We start from the raw sequence: 17,679 nt of genomic DNA on the forward strand, positions 1-17,679 counted from the left end.
TTATTGTTCGTTATTTCTGTTTACGAAGTTCAATACGCCCGCTAATGGTATCCATTTCGATATCTGCATCCCCACCGTTAATACTAAATTCTAAGTCGCTTGATGGGCCGTATTTCGCTTTAGTCGCTTTGTCATCACTGAGCTCATTTACAATTTTACCGTTAGCATGCGCTTCAATTTCAAACTTTGCCGATACATCAGTTGGGAAGTAAAACTTTGCATCACCACTGACTGATTCAAAACGAATATTGGCATCTTCAAGCAGCTTATTGATGTGAACTTCAGCTTCACCGTTTACGGTATTGATACGCAGCTTTTTAATCGCATCAAAAGCAAAGTCAATATCACCATTTACGTTCTCAAGGCGCACATCTTGCGCTTTAGTTTTTGACTTAATGTCGCCATTTACTGCGGTAAAGCGTAAAGCACCTTGTGAGTTTTTATCGTTAATTTCGCCATTGACGGTTTCAAAGCGAATATCTCCGTTCAGGTCATGAGCATTTACATCCCCATTGACCGTTTCAAAACTCATGTTGCCACTTATATTTTGCACTGTAATATCGCCGTTGACGGTATCGATCTCAGCGCCCGCTTCAAGCTCTTTGGCACTAACCGTTACATTCACCCCAGCAAATTCAAGCTCACTGCTTTTTGGCATGTAAATAGTTAAACGAGAGCCATCACCATTATTCCAAGCACCTAAGTTACGCGGCATTTTTACGACAAATTCAACACGGCTGCCTTCAACTTCTAAACGATAACCTTGTGCTTTATCGTCAAGCTCACCTTCGATTTTAAGTTGGGGTTTATCCCACCCTTCAATACGTACATCACCACGTTGGTTTTCAATAAAAATACGCTTATTTGCAGGGACATCAATTTGTTCATTAATGGTTTGTCCTGCCATTGCCATCAGTGGCAGTAATCCTAATGTTAAGACTAGTAATTTCATAATTGTTACTCCTAAATCGTTTGCCACTTAGGTGCATGCACCTTGTTAATTAAATCTAATTGTTGCTGATAAACCTGCGAGAGCATTTGTAATAAAGCAGGGTTTTCTGGTTCATTCTCGAGAGCCTGTTTGATGGCACTCTCAGCTTCTTCTAACTCTTTTAACTGTTGCTGCCAGTTATCTGTTAATGCAGGTTGGTTTTGATATTGCACCAACAAACCTTGCTTTTGCTTAGTAAAATAATTGCTCATTGCCATCATGCTGTTTGACTCACCTTGGCCGACAAAAAGCTGCACAGTTAAAAGTGCTGCAATACAGCAAGCGGCAACAGCAGCGAGTTTATTCCAGCCACGCGTTGGCTTATCAGGTTGCTGTGTTTGCGGCCTTGCAATTGCTCGCTCAATACCCTGCCAGAGATCTTTTTCTGGGCTAATATCTTGCTTCTGATTAAGCGAGTCATTTAAAAATTGTTCAAATTCTGGCTTACTCATTTTCATACCACTCTTTTAATAACTGCCTTGCACGGTGAAATTGCGATTTACTTGAACCTACGGCCATATCAAGCATGCTTGCTATTTCTTCATGGCGATAGCCTTCAATTGCATGAAGCACAAAAACCATACGTGCTCGTTCAGGTAGTCTCAGTACTAATTTATCGAGACCATTAAAACCGTCGCAATCAGCTGCGCTTTGCTCATCCATACCACTTTGTTCAAAACTCACTACTTTCTGAAACCAGCTTTTGTGTTTGCGAATATAGCTAATCGCAATATTACTGGTGACACTGTGTAACCATGTTGAAAACTGTGAACGCCCATCAAAGTTCGCTATTTTGTGCCATAACTGTACAAACACTTCTTGTGTTGCATCTTCGGCGTGCTCTTTATCTGCAAGTAGTCGCAAACAAAGGCTATAAACCCGCTTCACATGCAACTCATAAAGTGTTGCATAAGCACCTTGATCACCGCTTTTAACGCGTTCAATTAAGGCATGCTCACTTTGCTGGACGAACGCTTGTTCTGCATCTATCAACATCCTGGATGTCGTCCTTTATGATTATTATTGTGAATTTAGTGTATTAGACGTAAGGGGAGATTCAAAAGGTTTAAATGAAATTAAATTTTTTTAACGTGTCAGGGCAACTAGTTGACCTGACACTATTTACAGCTAGTTAGTAAGCGCGCCTTCATTGTCTTGTTGAATAGTTTCTGGTGTTTTATAACGCCAACCTAAAAACACGATTCGAGCAGGCGTTGATGGTTTTCCACCATTTTGCACTTTTAAAAGGCCAGCATCATAGTGAGCACCACTGCCCCCTGAAGCAGTAATCGTTGAACCACGAACACTACCAAACAATTCACCACTGCCGGATAATTTTACTGTTGTTAAAGGTGCGTAAATTGCCGCATATAGATTTGCAGCACCACTAAATTGCACACCATTTACACCAGTAAATGATGAATAAAATGACAACGATGGGTGACCACTTGTCGTTAAGCCCTCTTGCTCTGTGATCACACTCGCACCTGCCCCTATATTAATTTTGCCAGTGATAAGTATCGTTAAGCTGCTATCTTTTTTTATCGTTAAACGCGTGTCCCCTTCCATCGAAAAGTCACCATCAATAAATAAAATAACATCGCCCCCTGAAACTTCCATTTTTCCATCACTGGTCAATTTTAACTTGTCTAGGGCAAACACATATTCCTTACTTGTCGAACCATGTGGTTGGTTTTGAATCTTGGTATCAAATAAAAATACATCACTTAAACTTGGGAGTATCACTTGGCTACCATTCTGGCTAAAAAAGCCCTTTTCATTGGTTAGTTTAAACTGTTGGGTAGCCCCAATTAATAGCGAATGATAACTGTCAGTATCGCTGTGCAGCTGTGCCATTTTCTCGGGGATGATTAAAGGATCACAGCTTGTATCAGGGTTTGTAGGGTCATAATCTGGTGCACTTGGATCTGCGACTGTAATAGGCTCTACATTTGGGTTCACGTTAAACTTACGATTACTATAGTGCACACCATCTTGCTGATTATTATAGGTATCTTTAAAATTACCCGTTCCACCATACATAATATCTAAGCGTTCGCCTTGGGTATTATCAATATAAGTTGACCACTGCATAGAAGCATCGCCGTTGGCTCTAACAACCCCAGATACCCGACCACCTTTATGGATATAAAAACCTCGCGTGTATACGTTACCATCAATACGTAAACCACTGCCTGATGAAATATTAACTCCCGTATTTGAGCGTATATTACCAATTATCGGAGATGAGCCATTTAAATAAATAACACCCGTTGCTTTTACGTCGCCCTTAATAGGTGAATGCCCTGAAAGAACAACATCTGAATCACCATCAATTGTCGATACATCACCATCACTCGATTTTGTCTCTTCGTAGCTTCCTTGGCTTGAGTCGTAACTATCGATGGTGCCGCTACCTGACAAATTCACACCTTTACAACCCACCATTGCATTGGTAAATGCCGAACTCCCTTTGCCCCCTTGCACACTAAAACGGGCGACTAAATTGCTTTGAGCATCACCTGCATAACGTTGACCTAAACTTGCAATTTCCAGTTCACCATCAAGGTTTTTGCTTAGTAAAGCAGTAAATTTTGCATCATCGCCAATCACCCCTACACCACTGGCATTCCCCGTTTTATCAATTAGTTCATCTATGGCCAGCACACCTTCACGGTTCAATGTTTGCTGCAGTAGTTTAGCTTGCTCGAACACCCCTTTTTCTGCCAATAGGCGGCTATTGAGCTTTTTCTGAAAATTACCACTTAATCGCTCTTGAACAATATTTTCTCGTAATGAACTAAGCACAACAACACTGGCCATGCCAGTTAAAATTAATACGGTTATAAGCGTAAAACCCTGTTGTTTTTTAGACACTATTTCCACCATATGCGTTCACTAAAATAGTGTTTGTTAGAGCAACATCAATATTAATTCCTGCACCAAATTGAGCAGGTAGTTTTTGGGGTTTTACAACAATAGTAACCAGCTCTCCAGATAAGCTAAACGACACGCTTTCTAAGCCCGTTAATAAACGCTCAGCGGCAGCACCATTGAGTGAACACATTAAACTACTATTATCTAGGCTATACACTTCAGTCATAACGCCCGTGGTTAAAGTGCCATTACATGCAATCACGCCCTCTGGTTGTATGATTGTTATGGTTGATTTATCCGCACTAATGGAGGGTACTAGCTGTGTTTGCTTAATGCTGCGATTGAATATTTTACTGGTATAGCGAATAACTTCTTGCGCATTTTCAAGCTCTTTACTGACTTCAATTGTGCCTTTAATTGCTGCATATGACAAACTCACACCAGCAAGTAAAAATGCCCCTGCGGCTAAGGCAACCATCAACTCAATAAGGCTAAACCCGCGTGTTAATTTATTCATAAACACACTGCCGACAAGTCAGGAAAACTCGCATTAAGACTTATTTGATTTTCTGCATTATCGGTCATGCGCTCATCAACCCACGCAACATTAATTTGCATATCATCATTATAAATCGCAGGAATCGTAATTTGATAATCAGCGACTTGGGGGGCCAAACTTGCTCTGAAATCAACATCTTGGAAAAGTGCGGGGTTAGTTTTTTGAATTTCACAAATGCGAGGCCATATCCGCTCAATACTATTTTGACCTTGAATTAAAGACACAGTGTAGTGAAAGCTATTTGTTGCATATTGTAGCGACTTTAACTGAGCAGCAGCTAAACCAAGTAAAGCGATACCAGCAATCACAACCGAAATCATTACCTCTAATAAAGAAAAACCAGCTTGCTTTTTCATGCGCATCCCTTTGATGATTCAGCTAACCAGTTTTGGCCACTTTTAAGGACACACATTACATAATCTGTGGTATTGGTGTGATTATCTTTAATATCTATTTGAGCTTGCTGGTCTACTTCACCACTTGCACTAACGGTTAGCGCAATTAAGTTTACTGTTACGCCAGCCTTAGTAATTGCAAACTCTTTTAATACAGTATCTGCACCCGCTTCGTTTAAAGTAACTTGCCAGAGATTATTATTTACCACCAATTTAATTGGGCGCTCTTGCTTTACAGCTTCACTGCGAGCATATTTATAAACACTGTTGAGTTGATTAGCTGTCGTTACAATACGATCTTGTAGAATTTGCTGACTAAATGACGGAAAAGCAAGACTGACTAAAATACCAATAATCGCAAGCACAACCATTAACTCAATTAAAGTAAACCCAGCCGCTTTACGCACAACAGCTACTCCCAACAATCATTTACAGCAGCACTGTTACTACCGTCATGTTTAATCATGAGTTCACCACAGCGATCCCCTGCCTGAGCTGAGCCAGACTTAGGTGTTGCCTTTAAATTAAAACCACGGTTTTTAAAATCAACAACGGCTCCAGGTGCCTTTTTCGTTGGCGTATACGTGAAGGTGTAGTAATCAGTATTTTGTGTTGCAAATGTATTAGGATAGCCACCATTTCTCGAATATATGCGTTCGAGACTGGCACCATACTGTAATAAAACTTGCTGAGTATCAGCACGTCTACTGTGCTGCATATGCTCGGTATAAGCAGGTAACGCCACACTGTATAAAATACCTAAAATAGCGATGACAATGAGAACTTCTATGAGCGTAAATCCACGTTGTTTATAATTATTATTTGATGATAATTTACTTTTCAATCTTAAATCCTTACCACTTTTTTACGAATCAAATATAAATGACAGCGCTGTCGGTGTCAATTTAAGCAATTTCATATTGAGTACACCAATTATACTAATTAAGAAGAAGATATTAAGATAAAAGAACTAGATTTTAAAATGTAGGTAAGACTATAAAACTGCTTTTGTACCAATTGAAAAGAAGCGGATACAAAAAAGCCGTGCTTTAAAGCACGGCTTTTATTACTTAATATTGCTATTAAGCTTCAGCGATAACGATTACTTTAATAGTAGCTGTTACGTCTGAGTGTACTGCGATTGCAACGTCAAATTCGCCAGTCTCACGGATAGTACCTAGAGGTAAACGAACTTCTGATTTAGCAACTTCAACACCAACAGCTGAGATAGCGTCAGCGATGTCACGAGTACCGATTGAACCGAATAATTTGCCTTCGTCACCAGCTTTAGAAACTAGTGTTACTTCAGCTAATGCTTCTAGCTTGTCAGCACGAGCTTGAGCAGCAGCTAGATCTTCAGCGATCTTAGCTTCTAACTCAGCACGACGTGCTTCGAAAGTTTCGATGTTAGCTTTAGTTGCAGGAACTGCCTTACCTTGTGGGAAAAGGAAGTTACGTGCGAAGCCAGATTTAACTACAACCTGGTCACCTAGGCCACCTAGGTTTGCGATCTTGTCTAGTAGAATAACTTGCATGTCTCTACACCTTTTAAAAACTGTTAATCCGCTGCTTACTTATGTAAGTCAGTGTATGGAAGAAGGGCTAAGTAGCGAGCACGCTTGATAGCAGTTGCTAGCTGACGCTGATATTTAGCGCTAGTACCTGTGATACGGCTAGGTACGATTTTGCCACTTTCTGTAACATAGTTTCTAAGAGTAGCTAGATCTTTATAATCGATTTGTTGTACGCCTTCCGCTTTAAAGCGGCAGAACTTACGACGTCTGAAATAACGTGCCATGAGTAAAATTCCTCAAAAAATTCTTTCTATATGTTGAGCATGCAAGACCAATTGGCTTAAGCCGTTTCGGCCTTCATGACGGTTTAAAAACCCCGTCACTTGCACTTGTTGCCCAACGTGCAATTGTTGAGTCTGTTGCTGCATTGACGCACCGCTGGCAACCACTTGAAGCCTGACATAACTATTACGGTTAAGGTCTGCTTCAACTTGCATTGATTTATGTTCAAGAACAAAAATACAATGCGGAACACCAGCAGGGCTTTGACTATACTTGGGGGTTTTACAAACAACCCCAGATAGCGTCAGCTGATTCATATAAGGATTAAGCGGTTGGCTCATCTTTTTGTCTCAACTGCAAGCGCCATGCTTGGACTCAAAACGATTAAGCAGCTGGTGCTTCTTTCTTCTCTTCTTTTGCAAGAGGAGATGCTTCAGTTACAGCGTCTTTAGTACGCATAACTAAGTTACGAAGCACTGCATCGTTGTAGCGGAAAGTAGTTTCTAGCTCGCTGATTACTTCAGTAGGTGCTTCAACGTTCATAAGAACATAATGAGCTTTGTGAAGCTTGTCGATTGGGTAAGCCAATTGACGACGGCCCCAGTCTTCAAGACGGTGGATAGTACCACCAGCTTCAGTGATAGAACCAGTATAACGTTCGATCATACCAGGTACTTGCTCACTCTGATCAGGGTGAACCATGAATACGATTTCGTAATGACGCATGGATATTCCTTACGGTTAATAGAGCCTTCTACCGTTTCGGCCAGTCGGTTTAAGGCAAGGAATTAAATTTAATAAGCCGAAATGAGCGCGCATTTTACGCTTAGATTGATAATTAAGCAAGATAAAACAGCAAGCCAAGTTAGATTCTTGTACTGAATTATTGCTTTCTAGGCTGTAAAAACAAAAAACCCAGCCGAAGCTGGGTTTTTGAGATTCTGAAAAACTAAAATTACTTGATTTTAGCTTCTTTGAAAATCACGTGTTTACGAGCTTTAGGATCGTATTTTTTGATTTCCATTTTTTCAGGCATGTTACGCTTGTTCTTGTCGGTAGTGTAGAAAAAACCAGTACCAGCAGTTGAAACTAAACGGATCTTATCGCGCATGATTCAGTTCCTTAAACTTTTTCGCCACGAGCACGGATTTCTGTAAGAACCGCGTCGATGCCTTTTTTATCGATAATACGCATACCTTTAGTCGTAGTGCGTAATGTTACAAAACGTTTTTCACTTTCAACCCAAAAACGGTGCGTTTGTAGGTTAGGTAGGAAACGACGTTTAGTCGCGTTTCTCGCGTGTGAACGGTGGTTACCAACCGCTGGACGCTTACCTGTAACTTGACATACTTTAGACATGTCTATATATCTCCAATAACTTCGCTCGAGCTTAATTTTCCCTTAGGCCATGTATTTGTGCCCCGGGATAAATCGAAGGGCGCTCTTTATACAGCTTATGCAGGCAAAGATCAAGTAACAGATCTTATCCAATCAGCTCATGTGTAAATTTGATAGCGGCTAATTATAATGATCGAAAGCCCTTAGGGAAAGTAAAAACTGCATTTAAATTAAACTAATTTCTAAAAAACCGCTAAACTGCTCATTTTTAACACACTCCAGTCTTCGCTTCGCTTAAATTAATCCTCGCTCAGCAAACGAAACACAGTTTTTACCGCCCACAATGATGTGATCAAGCACATTAATATCGACTAACGAGAGTGCTTGCTGCAATTTATGAGTGATTAACTTGTCAGCTTCACTAGGCTCCGCGACTCCACTTGGGTGATTATGAGCAAAGATAAGTGCCGCCGCATTCTGCTTTAAAGCAGCCTTAACCACCTCACGGGGATACACAGAAGCAGCATTTATAGTGCCATAAAAAAGCACTTCATCTTTTATTAATCGATTTTGGCTATCTAAATAAAGCACCATAAAGACTTCTTGTTGCAAGCCCCGCAATTGAATAGTCAGGTAGTCATACACTGCTTGAGGAGAGCTAAATACTTCTTCTCGCTGGCATTGCTCAAGCAAGTAACGTCTGCTTAACTCTAATACCGCTTGTAACTGTACATACTTTGCAGTTCCTAACCCTCTTTGAGAACAAAACGCTTGCTCACTGGCATTAAATAAATTCTGCAACGTACTATTAATACGTAATAAGTGTTCAGCCAATTCAATCGCATTCATACCAGCAACACCTGTGCGCAAAAAGATAGCTAACAGTTCTGCATCTGAGAGCGCTTTAGCGCCTTGTAAAAGCAGCTTTTCGCGAGGCCGAGCTGACAGTGGTAAATCCTTTAACGACATCAAAGTACCCCAAAAAGAAACAAACAGATTAAACTGTACAACAAAACTTTCTTTTTTCCTTCCTTTAAAAAAGAAAACTTCATGAAATTGGCAAAGATTTGCTATCGTTAGCGCATATCGACCAAAGTTAAATTTCATGTAATGACAAAATCAGCAAATAAAAAAATCTTACTAGGTATAAGTGGCGGCATTGCAGCTTATAAATGTGCAGAGCTAGTGCGACGCTTAAAAGACACTGGCTGCGAAGTAAAAGTGGTTATGACAGAGTCAGCCAAGCACTTTATTACCCCTTTGACGATGCAAGCCGTCAGTGGAGAGGTTGTGTCTGATTCATTACTTGACCCTGCAGCTGAAGCCGCAATGGGGCACATTGAATTTGCCAAGTGGGCAGATTTGATTTTAGTGGCGCCTGCGACCAGCAATGTATTAGCAAAAATGGCGATGGGCATAGCTGATGACCTACTCACCACGCTTTTATTAGCAACGCCAGCCAAAGTGGCTGTCGCACCGGCGATGAACCAACAAATGTACGCACATCCTGCAACGCAGGCTAACCTTAATACTCTCGCCGAGCGCGGGGTAGCAATTTGGGGGCCAGGTAAAGGCTCGCAAGCCTGCGGTGATGTAGGCGCTGGGCGTATGCTAGAGCCGCATGAACTGGTAGCGCTGTGTACACAGCCAGACATTGAGCCATTACTTACTGGCAAAACCATTACAATTACAGCAGGGCCAACCAGAGAAGCCCTCGATCCCGTGCGTTATATTTCTAATCATAGCTCAGGAAAAATGGGTTATGCCCTTGCCGAAGCGGCACTTGCTTTAGGTGCAAAGGTACACCTGATTTCAGGGCCAGTGACAATTAAAGCACCAGCGAATGCAAAACTCACTCACATTGAAAGCGCTGAGCAGCTTTTAATCGCATCAATGGAACTTGCTGTACAGTCTGATGCTTTTATTGGCTGTGCTGCCGTTGCCGATTACCGCGCAGCCGCAATTGAAGATCAAAAAATGAAAAAACAAGGTGATGAACTCACACTCACCTTAGTTAAAAACCCAGATGTCATCGCTAACGTTGCAGCACTTAACGAAAACCGCCCATACACGGTTGGCTTTGCCGCCGAAACACAAGATGTTGCAAGCTATGCCCAAGGTAAATTAAAAAATAAAAATCTCGACATGATCTGTGCAAATGATGTGTCAAAAGAAGGCCTTGGCTTTAATTCTGATCATAATGCTTTAACACTGTTCTGGCACAATGAGCAGCAAGATTTAGCGGTGGGTAGCAAAAAAGATTTAGCGATGAGTGTTATGAGAGAGCTTGCCAAGCGTTTGTAAAAATGCTGGAAAGAAGCTGAATAAAACATTAACATAAGCCTCTCATTTGCACAAAAAATGGCTTGTCTGAGTCTATACAGCGCAAGTAATAAATTATAAGAAAGGAATGGTCATGCCTGCGACAAAAAGAAGTAATCGCAAAGAGCAGATTCTGCAAGCACTCGCACAAATGTTAGAAACCAGCCCAGGTCAACGTATCACTACTGCCAAACTAGCAGCTGAAGTGGGCGTGTCTGAAGCTGCGCTTTATCGTCATTTCCCGAGTAAAGCGCGGATGTTTGAGGGCTTGATTGAGTTTATTGAAGATACTCTGCTATCGCGTATTAACCTCATTCTAGAAAATGAAAAAGAGAGTCAAACACGCGTATACAATATTTTGCTTTTACTATTAGCATTCGCCGAAAAAAATCCAGGTATTACCCGTATTTTAACTGGTGATGCCTTGCAAGGTGAGCAAGAGCGCTTACGTGAACGTGTGCAAGGCTTATTCGAAAAGCTAGAAACGCAATTTAAGCAAGTTCTTCGTGAACGTAAGCTTCGTGAAGGTAAAGCATTCCAATCTGACGAAACAACGTTAGCCAACTTCTTACTGGCTTACGTTGAAGGTAAGATGAATCAATTCGTGCGCAGCGACTTTAAAGCGAAACCGAGTGCGCAATTTGAAAAACAATGGCCTGAACTGAAAAAGATTTGGTTATAAGTTAGCTGTAGGCGCGATTTAATATCGCGCAACAGTCTAATCAAAAGTACGCGGGTAACTCCGCTACACCCTCTTATTACAAAACCTACCGAAAAGTTTTTAGGCTTACAGCTCAACTCCCTAAATAAGCAACTTATCGTATCTACTCGAATTGTTTACTAAAAACGCTACACTGAACGCGTAAATTTAAAAACAACGAGAAGATAAATGAAAGCGCAATTATCACTTTTGAGCTTAGCCTTAGTGGCAAGCCTTGGTAGTGCACAGCTCAGTGCAAAAGAAGCTCTGCAATTTAAAGACGTGTTTGATTTTAAATACGCAAAAGGCACCCAACTGTCTGAAGATGGCCAAATTCTTACTTTCAGTGCCGACCCTTATCGCGGTAATGCTGAAGGTCAGGTTTACGCATTAAACAATAACACCCTCCTTGCAAGCGTTGAGCGCGGTACTCGCCCTATAATTAATAAAGCGGCAAATTGGGTGGCGTTTACTCAGGTACCGACCCTACTTGAAAAAGAAACCACTAAGAAAAAAGACGAACTGAAAAACAACCTTGTTTTAGTAAATACTAAAAACGGTGAGCAACAGACATTTAACGATGTAAAAGACTATGCGCTATCAGATGACGGTGTATGGCTTGCTTACAGACTCGATAAGAAAGCAGATAAAAAAGACGACCAAGAAAAAGACGAAAACAGCAGCGAAATCAAACCAGATAAAAAAGATAAAAGCTTTGATTTAGTGCTTGTTAACCTTCAAGACAAAACCACTCACACCCTAAACAATGTGTTTAGCTATGCAATGAGCAGCACCGGCGAGCAATTACTCGCAAGCCAAAGCTTTAGTGATGGTGCCGACAACCAAGTTGTATTAGTTACGCTTAACAATGACTTTGCAACTAGTGTGTTGATTGATGAGCCAGGTGTGGTTGCAAATAAAATAGCTTGGCAACCAAACAGCAATACCGCAGCGCTGTTAATTGGTAATTATGTGAATGATGATACGCGACGTCGCGACCACAGCTTACAGCTTTTACAAAATGGTGCCCTATCGACCATAAACTCAGCTGATAATAGCTGGACTATTGGCAAAACAGCCTCATTAACATGGTCTGAAGATGGTGCTCGTTTATACTTTGAAAATCATCCGAAATTAACGGCAAAGATCGAAGCAAAAGAATACACAGACGAAGCCTCTTTATATGATTTCGATACCATTCGCGACCATAAAGGCCTCAATGTTTGGCACAATAAAGACGCTGAAATTAAGCCACGTGAAGAGCAGCAATGGAATGAAAATAACAAGCTTCGTCATTATAAAGCGGTGTATCATGTAAATAGTCAACAGGTTGTGCAGTTAAGTACACCAAGTATGCCTGAGGTTTCACTTAACACTCACCGCGAAGCGCTATTAGGCTATTCAGACCTACCTTACCTAGAACGCATAATGTACGGTGGTTTTTACGCAGACTATTACAGTGTTGACGTTAAAACAGGTAAGCAAACGGCTATCATCAACGATTATCCATTTAGACCCAGCCTTGCGCCAAATGGTCAATATGCGGCATTTTTTCAAAACAGCCACGTTCAACTTAAAGATTTAGGAAATAACAAAGTTTCGACCTTATCTAAGGCAATTAACGCGATTTTTGCCGATGATAAGCATGACTACCCGTCACCTCAGCCAGGTTATGGCTTTGCTGGCTGGTTAAACGACAGCAGCCAAGTACTGGTTTACAGTAAATTTGATATTTGGGCTTTTGATGTCGCGACAAAAAAGGCAACGCGTTTAACCCAAGGTAAAGAAACGAATACCCAATATCGTATTATTAAACTTGATAAAGACCAAGTTGGCTTTGCCAAAGGCGAGACTTTATTACTCAGCGCAACCAACGTGCAAGATAAACAAACTGAAATTGCTAAACTTGATTTAACAAGTAATAAAGTAAGCAAAGTACTTTCGGGTAAAAAGCGCTATGATGTTGTTAAAAAGGCGAAAAATGCCGACAAATATCTATTTACAGCGCAAACTTATCAGCAATTCCCTGATTACTACCAAACTGACTTTAGCTTCAAAAAGCCTCAGCGTGTAACCAACCTAAACCCACAAATTAGCAACTTTGCATGGGGTGAAAAACCTGAGCTTATTAGCTACAAAGGGTTTGATGGTGAAGACTTACAAGGCGTATTAATTAAGCCTGCAGGCTACAAAAAAGGCGACAAGGTTCCTGTAGTTGTGTACTTCTACCGCTATATGAGCCAACGCATGTATGACTTCCCGAAAATGGAGTTAAATCATCGCCCTAACTTCCCGATGTTTACCTCAAATGGCTATGCGATTTTCTTACCGGATATCCGTTTTGAGATTGGTCATCCTGGTAAATCATCAACACAAACCATGATCAACGCAACTCAAAAGTTAATTGATTTAGGCATTGCTGATCCCGATAAAATTGGCTTACAAGGTCACTCATGGGCAGGCTATCAAAGCGCCTTTATGATCACCCAAACAAATATGTTTAAAGCGGTTGTTTCGGGAGCGCCGGTGTCTAACATGACCAGTGCTTACAGCGGTATTCGCTTAAAATCAGGTCTTGCGCGTCAGTTCCAATACGAAACAGGTCAAAGCCGCATTGGTAAAACCTTATTCGAAGCACCAGAGCTATACATCGAAAACTCACCAGTGTTCTTTGCAGATAAAGTAAATACCCCAATCCTCATTATGTTTGGTGACAAAGATGACGCGGTGCCATGGCACGAAGGGGTGCAGTACTACCTTGCTCTTCGCCGTGCGGGTAAAGATGCCACCTTCTTACAATATGAAGGTGAACCACATCACTTGAAGAAATTCCCTAACCAAGTAGATTTCTCGGTACGTATGATGGAATATTTTGATCACTACTTAAAAGGCAAACCAGCCGCTGAGTGGATCAAAAACGGCATCCCTTTTATTGAGGAATAAGCAACAAGCTAAATTTTAGCTCAAAGCACACCTCCTTCAAAGCCAGCATTTTTGCTGGCTTTGTTCTATAAAATCAATCATATCATCTGTTTTTTCGATTTTATCAATCGATTTAAACCCCAGTTTGTAAGTGGAAAGTTAATCAGAACAACTCTATATTTCACGCAACTTCTAACTGGAGACTATACAATGTTTAAAAAATCGACCTCAGCCTTGTCTAAAGTAGCTGTTGCGGTATCACTGTTGGTGGCAACAGGCGTACAAGCTACAAACGACATCAAATCAAACCAATTTTGGTGGCCAGAACAATTAGATCTTAGTCAACTTCGTGCCCATGGTGCAGAGTCAGATCCTATGGGTCCTTACTTTGATTACAAAAAAGAATTCCTAAAGTTAGACCTAAACGCAGTGAAAGCGGATATCGAGAAAGTATTGACTGATTCTCAAGATTGGTGGCCAGCTGACTATGGTCACTATGGTCCATTTTTCATCCGTATGGCGTGGCACGCATCAGGTACGTACCGTACGTTTGATGGTCGTGGTGGCGCAGGCGGTGGTCAACAACGTTTCGACCCGCTAAACAGCTGGCCTGATAACGCCAACCTTGATAAAGCGCGTCGTTTACTTTGGCCTATTAAACAAAAATACGGTCGCAGCATCTCTTGGGCAGATTTAATGGCGCTAACAGGTAACGTTGCGCTTGAATCAATGGGCTTCAAAACCTTCGGTTATGCCGGTGGTCGCGAAGACGATTGGGAACCAGATTACGTATACTGGGGCCCTGAAGGCAAAATGCTCACTGACGAGCGCCGTGACAAAAAAGGCAAACTTAAAGGTCCATTAGCGGCCGTTGAGATGGGCTTAATCTATGTAAATCCAGAAGGCCCTCACGGTAACCCTGATCCACTTCTTGCAGCAGACGACATTCGTCTATCATTCGGCCGCATGGCAATGAACGATGAAGAAATCGTTGCGCTAATCGCCGGTGGTCACAGCTTTGGTAAAGCACACGGTGCGAAAAAAGCGACGTGTTTAGACAAAGAGCCAGCAGCAGCGGGGATTGAAGAGCAAGGCTTAGGTTGGAAAAACAAATGTGGTAAAGGTCACTCAGAAGATACCATCACTTCAGGTCTTGAAGGTGCATGGACAGTGACACCAACACGTTGGTCAATCAACTACCTACAAAACTTATTCAGCTTTGAGTGGGTTAAAACTAAAAGCCCAGCAGGTGCGACTCAGTGGATCCCAGAAAATGGTCAAGCGTCTAACCTAGTGCCCGATGCGCACATTAAAGGTAAGCGTCATGCACCTATCATGTTCACAACTGATATCGCGTTAAAAGCAGATCCTGAGTTCCGTAAGATTTCAGAGCGTTTCTTAAACGACCCGAAAGAGTTCGAACTGGCATTTGCTAAAGCATGGTTCAAACTAAACCACCGTGACATGGGCCCACGCGCTCGTTACTTAGGTGACTTAGTGCCTGAAGAAGTGCTAATTTGGCAAGACTACATCCCTGCGGTTGATCACAAACTAGTAGATGGCAAAGATATCGCGTCACTTAAAGCAAGCATCTTAGATTCAGGCTTATCTGTATCTGAGCTTGTGCGAGTTGCATGGGCATCAGCAGCGAGCTACCGCGACACAGATATGCGTGGTGGTGCAAACGGTGCACGTATTCGTTTTGCTCCGCAAAAAGATTGGCCGGTAAACAACCCAAAAGAAGTGGCTAAAGTACTTAGCAAACTTGAGAAAATCCAAACTAAGTTCAATAAAAACGCATCCGGCGGTAAAGAAATTTCACTCGCTGATATGATTGTTCTTGGTGGTGCAGCTGCAATCGAAAAAGCAGCAAGCGACGCGGGTTTCTCTATCGCAGTCCCGTTCAAGCCAGGTCGTATGGACGCGTCATTAGAAATGACTGACGTTGCATCATTCGAAGTACTTGAGCCAACGGCAGATGCGTTTCGTAACTACTACAGCTCAGCATGGAAATCACCGGCTGAAATGCTCGTTGAACGCGCTGATTTACTCAACTTATCAGTACCAGAAATGACTGCACTACTAGGTGGTATGCGTGCTCTTAATGCGAATACTGCCCAAACTAAACACGGTGTATTCACGAAAAAACCTGGCACATTAAGCAACGATTTCTTCGTTAACTTACTCGATATGTCAACGAAGTGGTCTAAGTCTTCTGAAGAAGGTATTTACGAGGGACGTGACCGTCAATCAGGCAAGCTTAAGTGGACAGCGACACCAGTCGATTTAATCTTCGGTTCAAACTCAGAGCTACGTTCAATTGCTGAAGTGTATGCATCTGACGATGCTAAACAGAAGTTTGTTGATGACTTCGTAGCTGCGTGGACTAAAGTAATGACGCTAGACAGATTCGACCTACGTTAATACTTTATATTCTCGCAATTAATCCCTTATATTTTTTGCAACCGACAAAGCTGCTAAGTGAAGTTAGCGGCTTTGTTGGTTATGTTATAAAACTAATCAACAATACTGCCCTGCTGCAAAGCCGCAGCTCCAAGCGTATTGGAAGTTGTAACCACCTAACCAACCAGTGACGTCGGTCACTTCGCCAATAAAATAAAGACCTGCTGATTTTTTTGCTTCGAAGGTTTTTGAGCTTAACTCATCGGTATCTACGCCACCGAGTGTAACTTCGGCTGTTCTATAACCCTCTGTGCCATTGGGTTTTATTTGCCAATTGTGAATGTAGTCATGTAATGCGTCGACTTGTGCATGGGTTAACTGGTTTACATTGCAATCTGGAATCGCTTTTGTATCGTGCAGCATTTCAACAAAGCGTTTGGGTAAAATGGTTGCAAGGGTATTTTTTAGTGACTTTTGCCCTTGGCTTTGACGCCATTGCTCAAGCTGCTGTTTTAAATCAAGCTCAGGTAATAAGTTGATGTAAACACTCTGCCCTGCGCGCCAGAATGAACTGATTTGCAAAATAGCGGGCCCCGACAAGCCGCGGTGGGTAAAGAGGATATTTTCTTTGAACTGGGTGCCATCTTCACTGGTTACTAAACACGGAATGCTGATCCCAGATAAACCATCAAAGCGATCTTTATCATGCTGGTGCAATGTAAATGGCACTAATGCAGCCATGGTTGGTAGCACCGTTAAGCCAAATTGTTCAGCAATTTTATAACCAATGGGCGATGCGCCAAGTTTCGGCATGGTTAAACCACCGGATGCCACCACCAATGACTCGCATTGATAACTGTCTTGTTCGGTTATAACTTCATAACCAGCATCGTTTTTTATCACGCTAAGTACTTCGTTACGAAGAGCAATGTTTACCCCAGCCCACTCACACTCAGTTAAAAGAATATCAACGATATCTTGCGCGCTGTTATCACAAAATAGCTGGCCCAGCGTTTTATGGTGATAAGCCAAACCATGACGGTCCACCAGCTCAATAAAGTCATGTTGGGTATAACGGCTTAAACAGGATTTTACGAAGTGAGGATTAGTACACAAGTAGTTGTCTGGGCTTGCGTTTTCATTTGTGAAGTTACAACGCCCACCACCGCTTATTAAAATTTTACGGCCAGGCTTTTTGCCCATATCAAGCACAGTAACATTGCGACCTCGATAGCCTGCTTGTGCTGCACACATTAAACCTGCGGCACCGGCACCAATCACAATTACATCTACTTGGGTCATTACTCATTCTCACTGAAAAAATTTAGCTGATTATAACAAGATATTACGCGCTCGTTGTTAACTTAGTCATTTTT

20 protein-coding genes are annotated in these 17,679 nt (G+C 41.8%); 4 read left to right on the forward strand and 16 right to left on the reverse strand.

All coding sequences use genetic code 11. The annotated features are described in order from the left end of the window. Positions 1–10: 10 nt before the first annotated feature. The 15 genes from L3V41_RS14820 to radC form a co-directional block, all read right to left on the reverse strand. On the reverse strand, positions 11–952 hold the full coding sequence (locus L3V41_RS14820) for a DUF4097 family beta strand repeat-containing protein (RefSeq protein ID WP_237128024.1): 942 nt from the start codon (positions 950–952) through the stop codon (positions 11–13). Between the two features lie 11 nt (positions 953–963). Beyond that, the gene (locus tag L3V41_RS14825) at positions 964–1,449 is read right to left on the reverse strand and encodes a hypothetical protein (protein ID WP_193988286.1); all 486 of its coding nucleotides are present in this window, start codon (positions 1,447–1,449) and stop codon (positions 964–966) included. Continuing rightward, positions 1,436–1,987, reverse strand: coding sequence for an RNA polymerase sigma factor (locus L3V41_RS14830; RefSeq protein WP_062567350.1), 552 nt, complete (start codon positions 1,985–1,987; stop codon positions 1,436–1,438). Before L3V41_RS14830 ends, L3V41_RS14825 begins: the two co-directional genes overlap by 14 nt. Positions 1,988–2,119: 132 nt before the next feature. Continuing rightward, complete coding sequence (locus tag L3V41_RS14835; protein WP_237128025.1) at positions 2,120–3,868, reverse strand: polymer-forming cytoskeletal protein; 1,749 nt, start codon at positions 3,866–3,868, stop codon at positions 2,120–2,122. Further along, positions 3,861–4,385 (reverse strand): prepilin-type N-terminal cleavage/methylation domain-containing protein, encoded by a 525-nt coding sequence (locus tag L3V41_RS14840; protein ID WP_237114789.1) that lies wholly within the window; start codon positions 4,383–4,385, stop codon positions 3,861–3,863. Before L3V41_RS14840 ends, L3V41_RS14835 begins: the two co-directional genes overlap by 8 nt. Continuing rightward, a complete protein-coding gene (locus L3V41_RS14845; protein ID WP_193988284.1) occupies positions 4,382–4,783 on the reverse strand; it encodes a prepilin-type N-terminal cleavage/methylation domain-containing protein in 402 nt (133 codons plus the stop codon). Before L3V41_RS14845 ends, L3V41_RS14840 begins: the two co-directional genes overlap by 4 nt. Next, positions 4,780–5,229 (reverse strand): GspH/FimT family pseudopilin, encoded by a 450-nt coding sequence (locus L3V41_RS14850; protein ID WP_193988283.1) that lies wholly within the window; start codon positions 5,227–5,229, stop codon positions 4,780–4,782. Before L3V41_RS14850 ends, L3V41_RS14845 begins: the two co-directional genes overlap by 4 nt. 5 nt (positions 5,230–5,234) lie before the next feature. Beyond that, positions 5,235–5,666, reverse strand: a complete 432-nt coding sequence (locus tag L3V41_RS14855) for a type IV pilin protein (RefSeq protein ID WP_062567346.1) — start codon at positions 5,664–5,666, stop codon at positions 5,235–5,237. A 238-nt stretch (positions 5,667–5,904) separates the two neighbouring features. Further along, positions 5,905–6,357 carry a 50S ribosomal protein L9 gene (rplI, locus tag L3V41_RS14860; RefSeq protein ID WP_062567345.1) on the reverse strand — a complete coding sequence of 151 codons (453 nt, stop codon included), beginning with the start codon at positions 6,355–6,357 and terminating at the stop codon, positions 5,905–5,907. Positions 6,358–6,392: 35 nt separating this feature from the next. After that, positions 6,393–6,620 carry a 30S ribosomal protein S18 gene (rpsR, locus tag L3V41_RS14865; RefSeq protein WP_002962753.1) on the reverse strand — a complete coding sequence of 76 codons (228 nt, stop codon included), beginning with the start codon at positions 6,618–6,620 and terminating at the stop codon, positions 6,393–6,395. A gap of 12 nt (positions 6,621–6,632) precedes the next feature. Continuing rightward, entirely contained in the window at positions 6,633–6,935 is a 303-nt protein-coding gene (gene priB / locus L3V41_RS14870; RefSeq protein ID WP_062567440.1) for a primosomal replication protein N, read from the reverse strand. Positions 6,936–7,002: 67 nt separating this feature from the next. Then, positions 7,003–7,344: a 30S ribosomal protein S6 gene (gene rpsF, locus L3V41_RS14875; RefSeq protein WP_036973113.1), complete on the reverse strand. Its 342-nt coding sequence runs from the start codon at positions 7,342–7,344 to the stop codon at positions 7,003–7,005. Between the two features lie 229 nt (positions 7,345–7,573). Further along, positions 7,574–7,729: a 50S ribosomal protein L33 gene (rpmG, locus tag L3V41_RS14880; RefSeq protein WP_022946036.1), complete on the reverse strand. Its 156-nt coding sequence runs from the start codon at positions 7,727–7,729 to the stop codon at positions 7,574–7,576. Positions 7,730–7,740: 11 nt separating this feature from the next. Continuing rightward, positions 7,741–7,977, reverse strand: a complete 237-nt coding sequence (gene rpmB / locus L3V41_RS14885; RefSeq protein ID WP_036973115.1) for a 50S ribosomal protein L28 — start codon at positions 7,975–7,977, stop codon at positions 7,741–7,743. Positions 7,978–8,250: 273 nt separating this feature from the next. Next, positions 8,251–8,925: a DNA repair protein RadC gene (gene radC, locus L3V41_RS14890; RefSeq protein WP_062567439.1), complete on the reverse strand. Its 675-nt coding sequence runs from the start codon at positions 8,923–8,925 to the stop codon at positions 8,251–8,253. A gap of 141 nt (positions 8,926–9,066) precedes the next feature. Here radC and coaBC point away from each other — a divergent pair, with 141 nt between their 5' ends. The 4 genes from coaBC (at position 9,067) to katG (ending at position 16,324) form a co-directional block, all read left to right on the forward strand. After that, positions 9,067–10,260, forward strand: a complete 1,194-nt coding sequence (coaBC, locus tag L3V41_RS14895) for a bifunctional phosphopantothenoylcysteine decarboxylase/phosphopantothenate--cysteine ligase CoaBC (protein WP_237128026.1) — start codon at positions 9,067–9,069, stop codon at positions 10,258–10,260. 112 nt (positions 10,261–10,372) lie between these two features. Further along, entirely contained in the window at positions 10,373–10,960 is a 588-nt protein-coding gene (slmA, locus tag L3V41_RS14900) for a nucleoid occlusion factor SlmA (RefSeq protein WP_062567343.1), read from the forward strand. Between the two features lie 207 nt (positions 10,961–11,167). Continuing rightward, positions 11,168–13,921, forward strand: coding sequence for a prolyl oligopeptidase family serine peptidase (locus tag L3V41_RS14905; RefSeq protein WP_237128027.1), 2,754 nt, complete (start codon positions 11,168–11,170; stop codon positions 13,919–13,921). 189 nt (positions 13,922–14,110) lie between these two features. Then, on the forward strand, positions 14,111–16,324 hold the full coding sequence (katG, locus tag L3V41_RS14910) for a catalase/peroxidase HPI (RefSeq protein WP_237128028.1): 2,214 nt from the start codon (positions 14,111–14,113) through the stop codon (positions 16,322–16,324). A gap of 96 nt (positions 16,325–16,420) precedes the next feature. Here the strand turns inward: katG and L3V41_RS14915 are convergent, their stop codons facing one another. After that, positions 16,421–17,605, reverse strand: coding sequence for an NAD(P)/FAD-dependent oxidoreductase (locus L3V41_RS14915; protein ID WP_062567339.1), 1,185 nt, complete (start codon positions 17,603–17,605; stop codon positions 16,421–16,423). Positions 17,606–17,679: the final 74 nt, after the last annotated feature.

Source organism: Pseudoalteromonas sp. L21 (assembly GCF_021728035.1).
Taxonomy (GTDB): domain Bacteria; phylum Pseudomonadota; class Gammaproteobacteria; order Enterobacterales; family Alteromonadaceae; genus Pseudoalteromonas; species Pseudoalteromonas arabiensis.

Excerpts from the sequence above, each read along its gene's own strand:
- coaBC (WP_237128026.1), top strand. The coding sequence starts at position 9,067 with ATGACAAAATCAGCAAATAAAAAAATCTTACTAGGTATAAGTGGCGGC.
- L3V41_RS14825 (WP_193988286.1), bottom strand. The coding sequence starts at position 1,449 with ATGAAAATGAGTAAGCCAGAATTTGAACAATTTTTAAATGACTCGCTT.
- slmA (WP_062567343.1), top strand. The coding sequence starts at position 10,373 with ATGCCTGCGACAAAAAGAAGTAATCGCAAAGAGCAGATTCTGCAAGCA.
- L3V41_RS14905 (WP_237128027.1), top strand. The coding sequence starts at position 11,168 with ATGAAAGCGCAATTATCACTTTTGAGCTTAGCCTTAGTGGCAAGCCTT.
- L3V41_RS14820 (WP_237128024.1), bottom strand. The coding sequence starts at position 952 with ATGAAATTACTAGTCTTAACATTAGGATTACTGCCACTGATGGCAATG.
- L3V41_RS14845 (WP_193988284.1), bottom strand. The coding sequence starts at position 4,783 with ATGAAAAAGCAAGCTGGTTTTTCTTTATTAGAGGTAATGATTTCGGTT.
- rpsR (WP_002962753.1), bottom strand. The coding sequence starts at position 6,620 with ATGGCACGTTATTTCAGACGTCGTAAGTTCTGCCGCTTTAAAGCGGAA.
- rpsF (WP_036973113.1), bottom strand. The coding sequence starts at position 7,344 with ATGCGTCATTACGAAATCGTATTCATGGTTCACCCTGATCAGAGTGAG.
- L3V41_RS14840 (WP_237114789.1), bottom strand. The coding sequence starts at position 4,385 with ATGAATAAATTAACACGCGGGTTTAGCCTTATTGAGTTGATGGTTGCC.
- rpmB (WP_036973115.1), bottom strand. The coding sequence starts at position 7,977 with ATGTCTAAAGTATGTCAAGTTACAGGTAAGCGTCCAGCGGTTGGTAAC.
- radC (WP_062567439.1), bottom strand. The coding sequence starts at position 8,925 with ATGTCGTTAAAGGATTTACCACTGTCAGCTCGGCCTCGCGAAAAGCTG.
- L3V41_RS14915 (WP_062567339.1), bottom strand. The coding sequence starts at position 17,605 with ATGACCCAAGTAGATGTAATTGTGATTGGTGCCGGTGCCGCAGGTTTA.
- L3V41_RS14830 (WP_062567350.1), bottom strand. The coding sequence starts at position 1,987 with ATGTTGATAGATGCAGAACAAGCGTTCGTCCAGCAAAGTGAGCATGCC.
- priB (WP_062567440.1), bottom strand. The coding sequence starts at position 6,935 with ATGAATCAGCTGACGCTATCTGGGGTTGTTTGTAAAACCCCCAAGTAT.
- rpmG (WP_022946036.1), bottom strand. The coding sequence starts at position 7,729 with ATGCGCGATAAGATCCGTTTAGTTTCAACTGCTGGTACTGGTTTTTTC.
- rplI (WP_062567345.1), bottom strand. The coding sequence starts at position 6,357 with ATGCAAGTTATTCTACTAGACAAGATCGCAAACCTAGGTGGCCTAGGT.
- katG (WP_237128028.1), top strand. The coding sequence starts at position 14,111 with ATGTTTAAAAAATCGACCTCAGCCTTGTCTAAAGTAGCTGTTGCGGTA.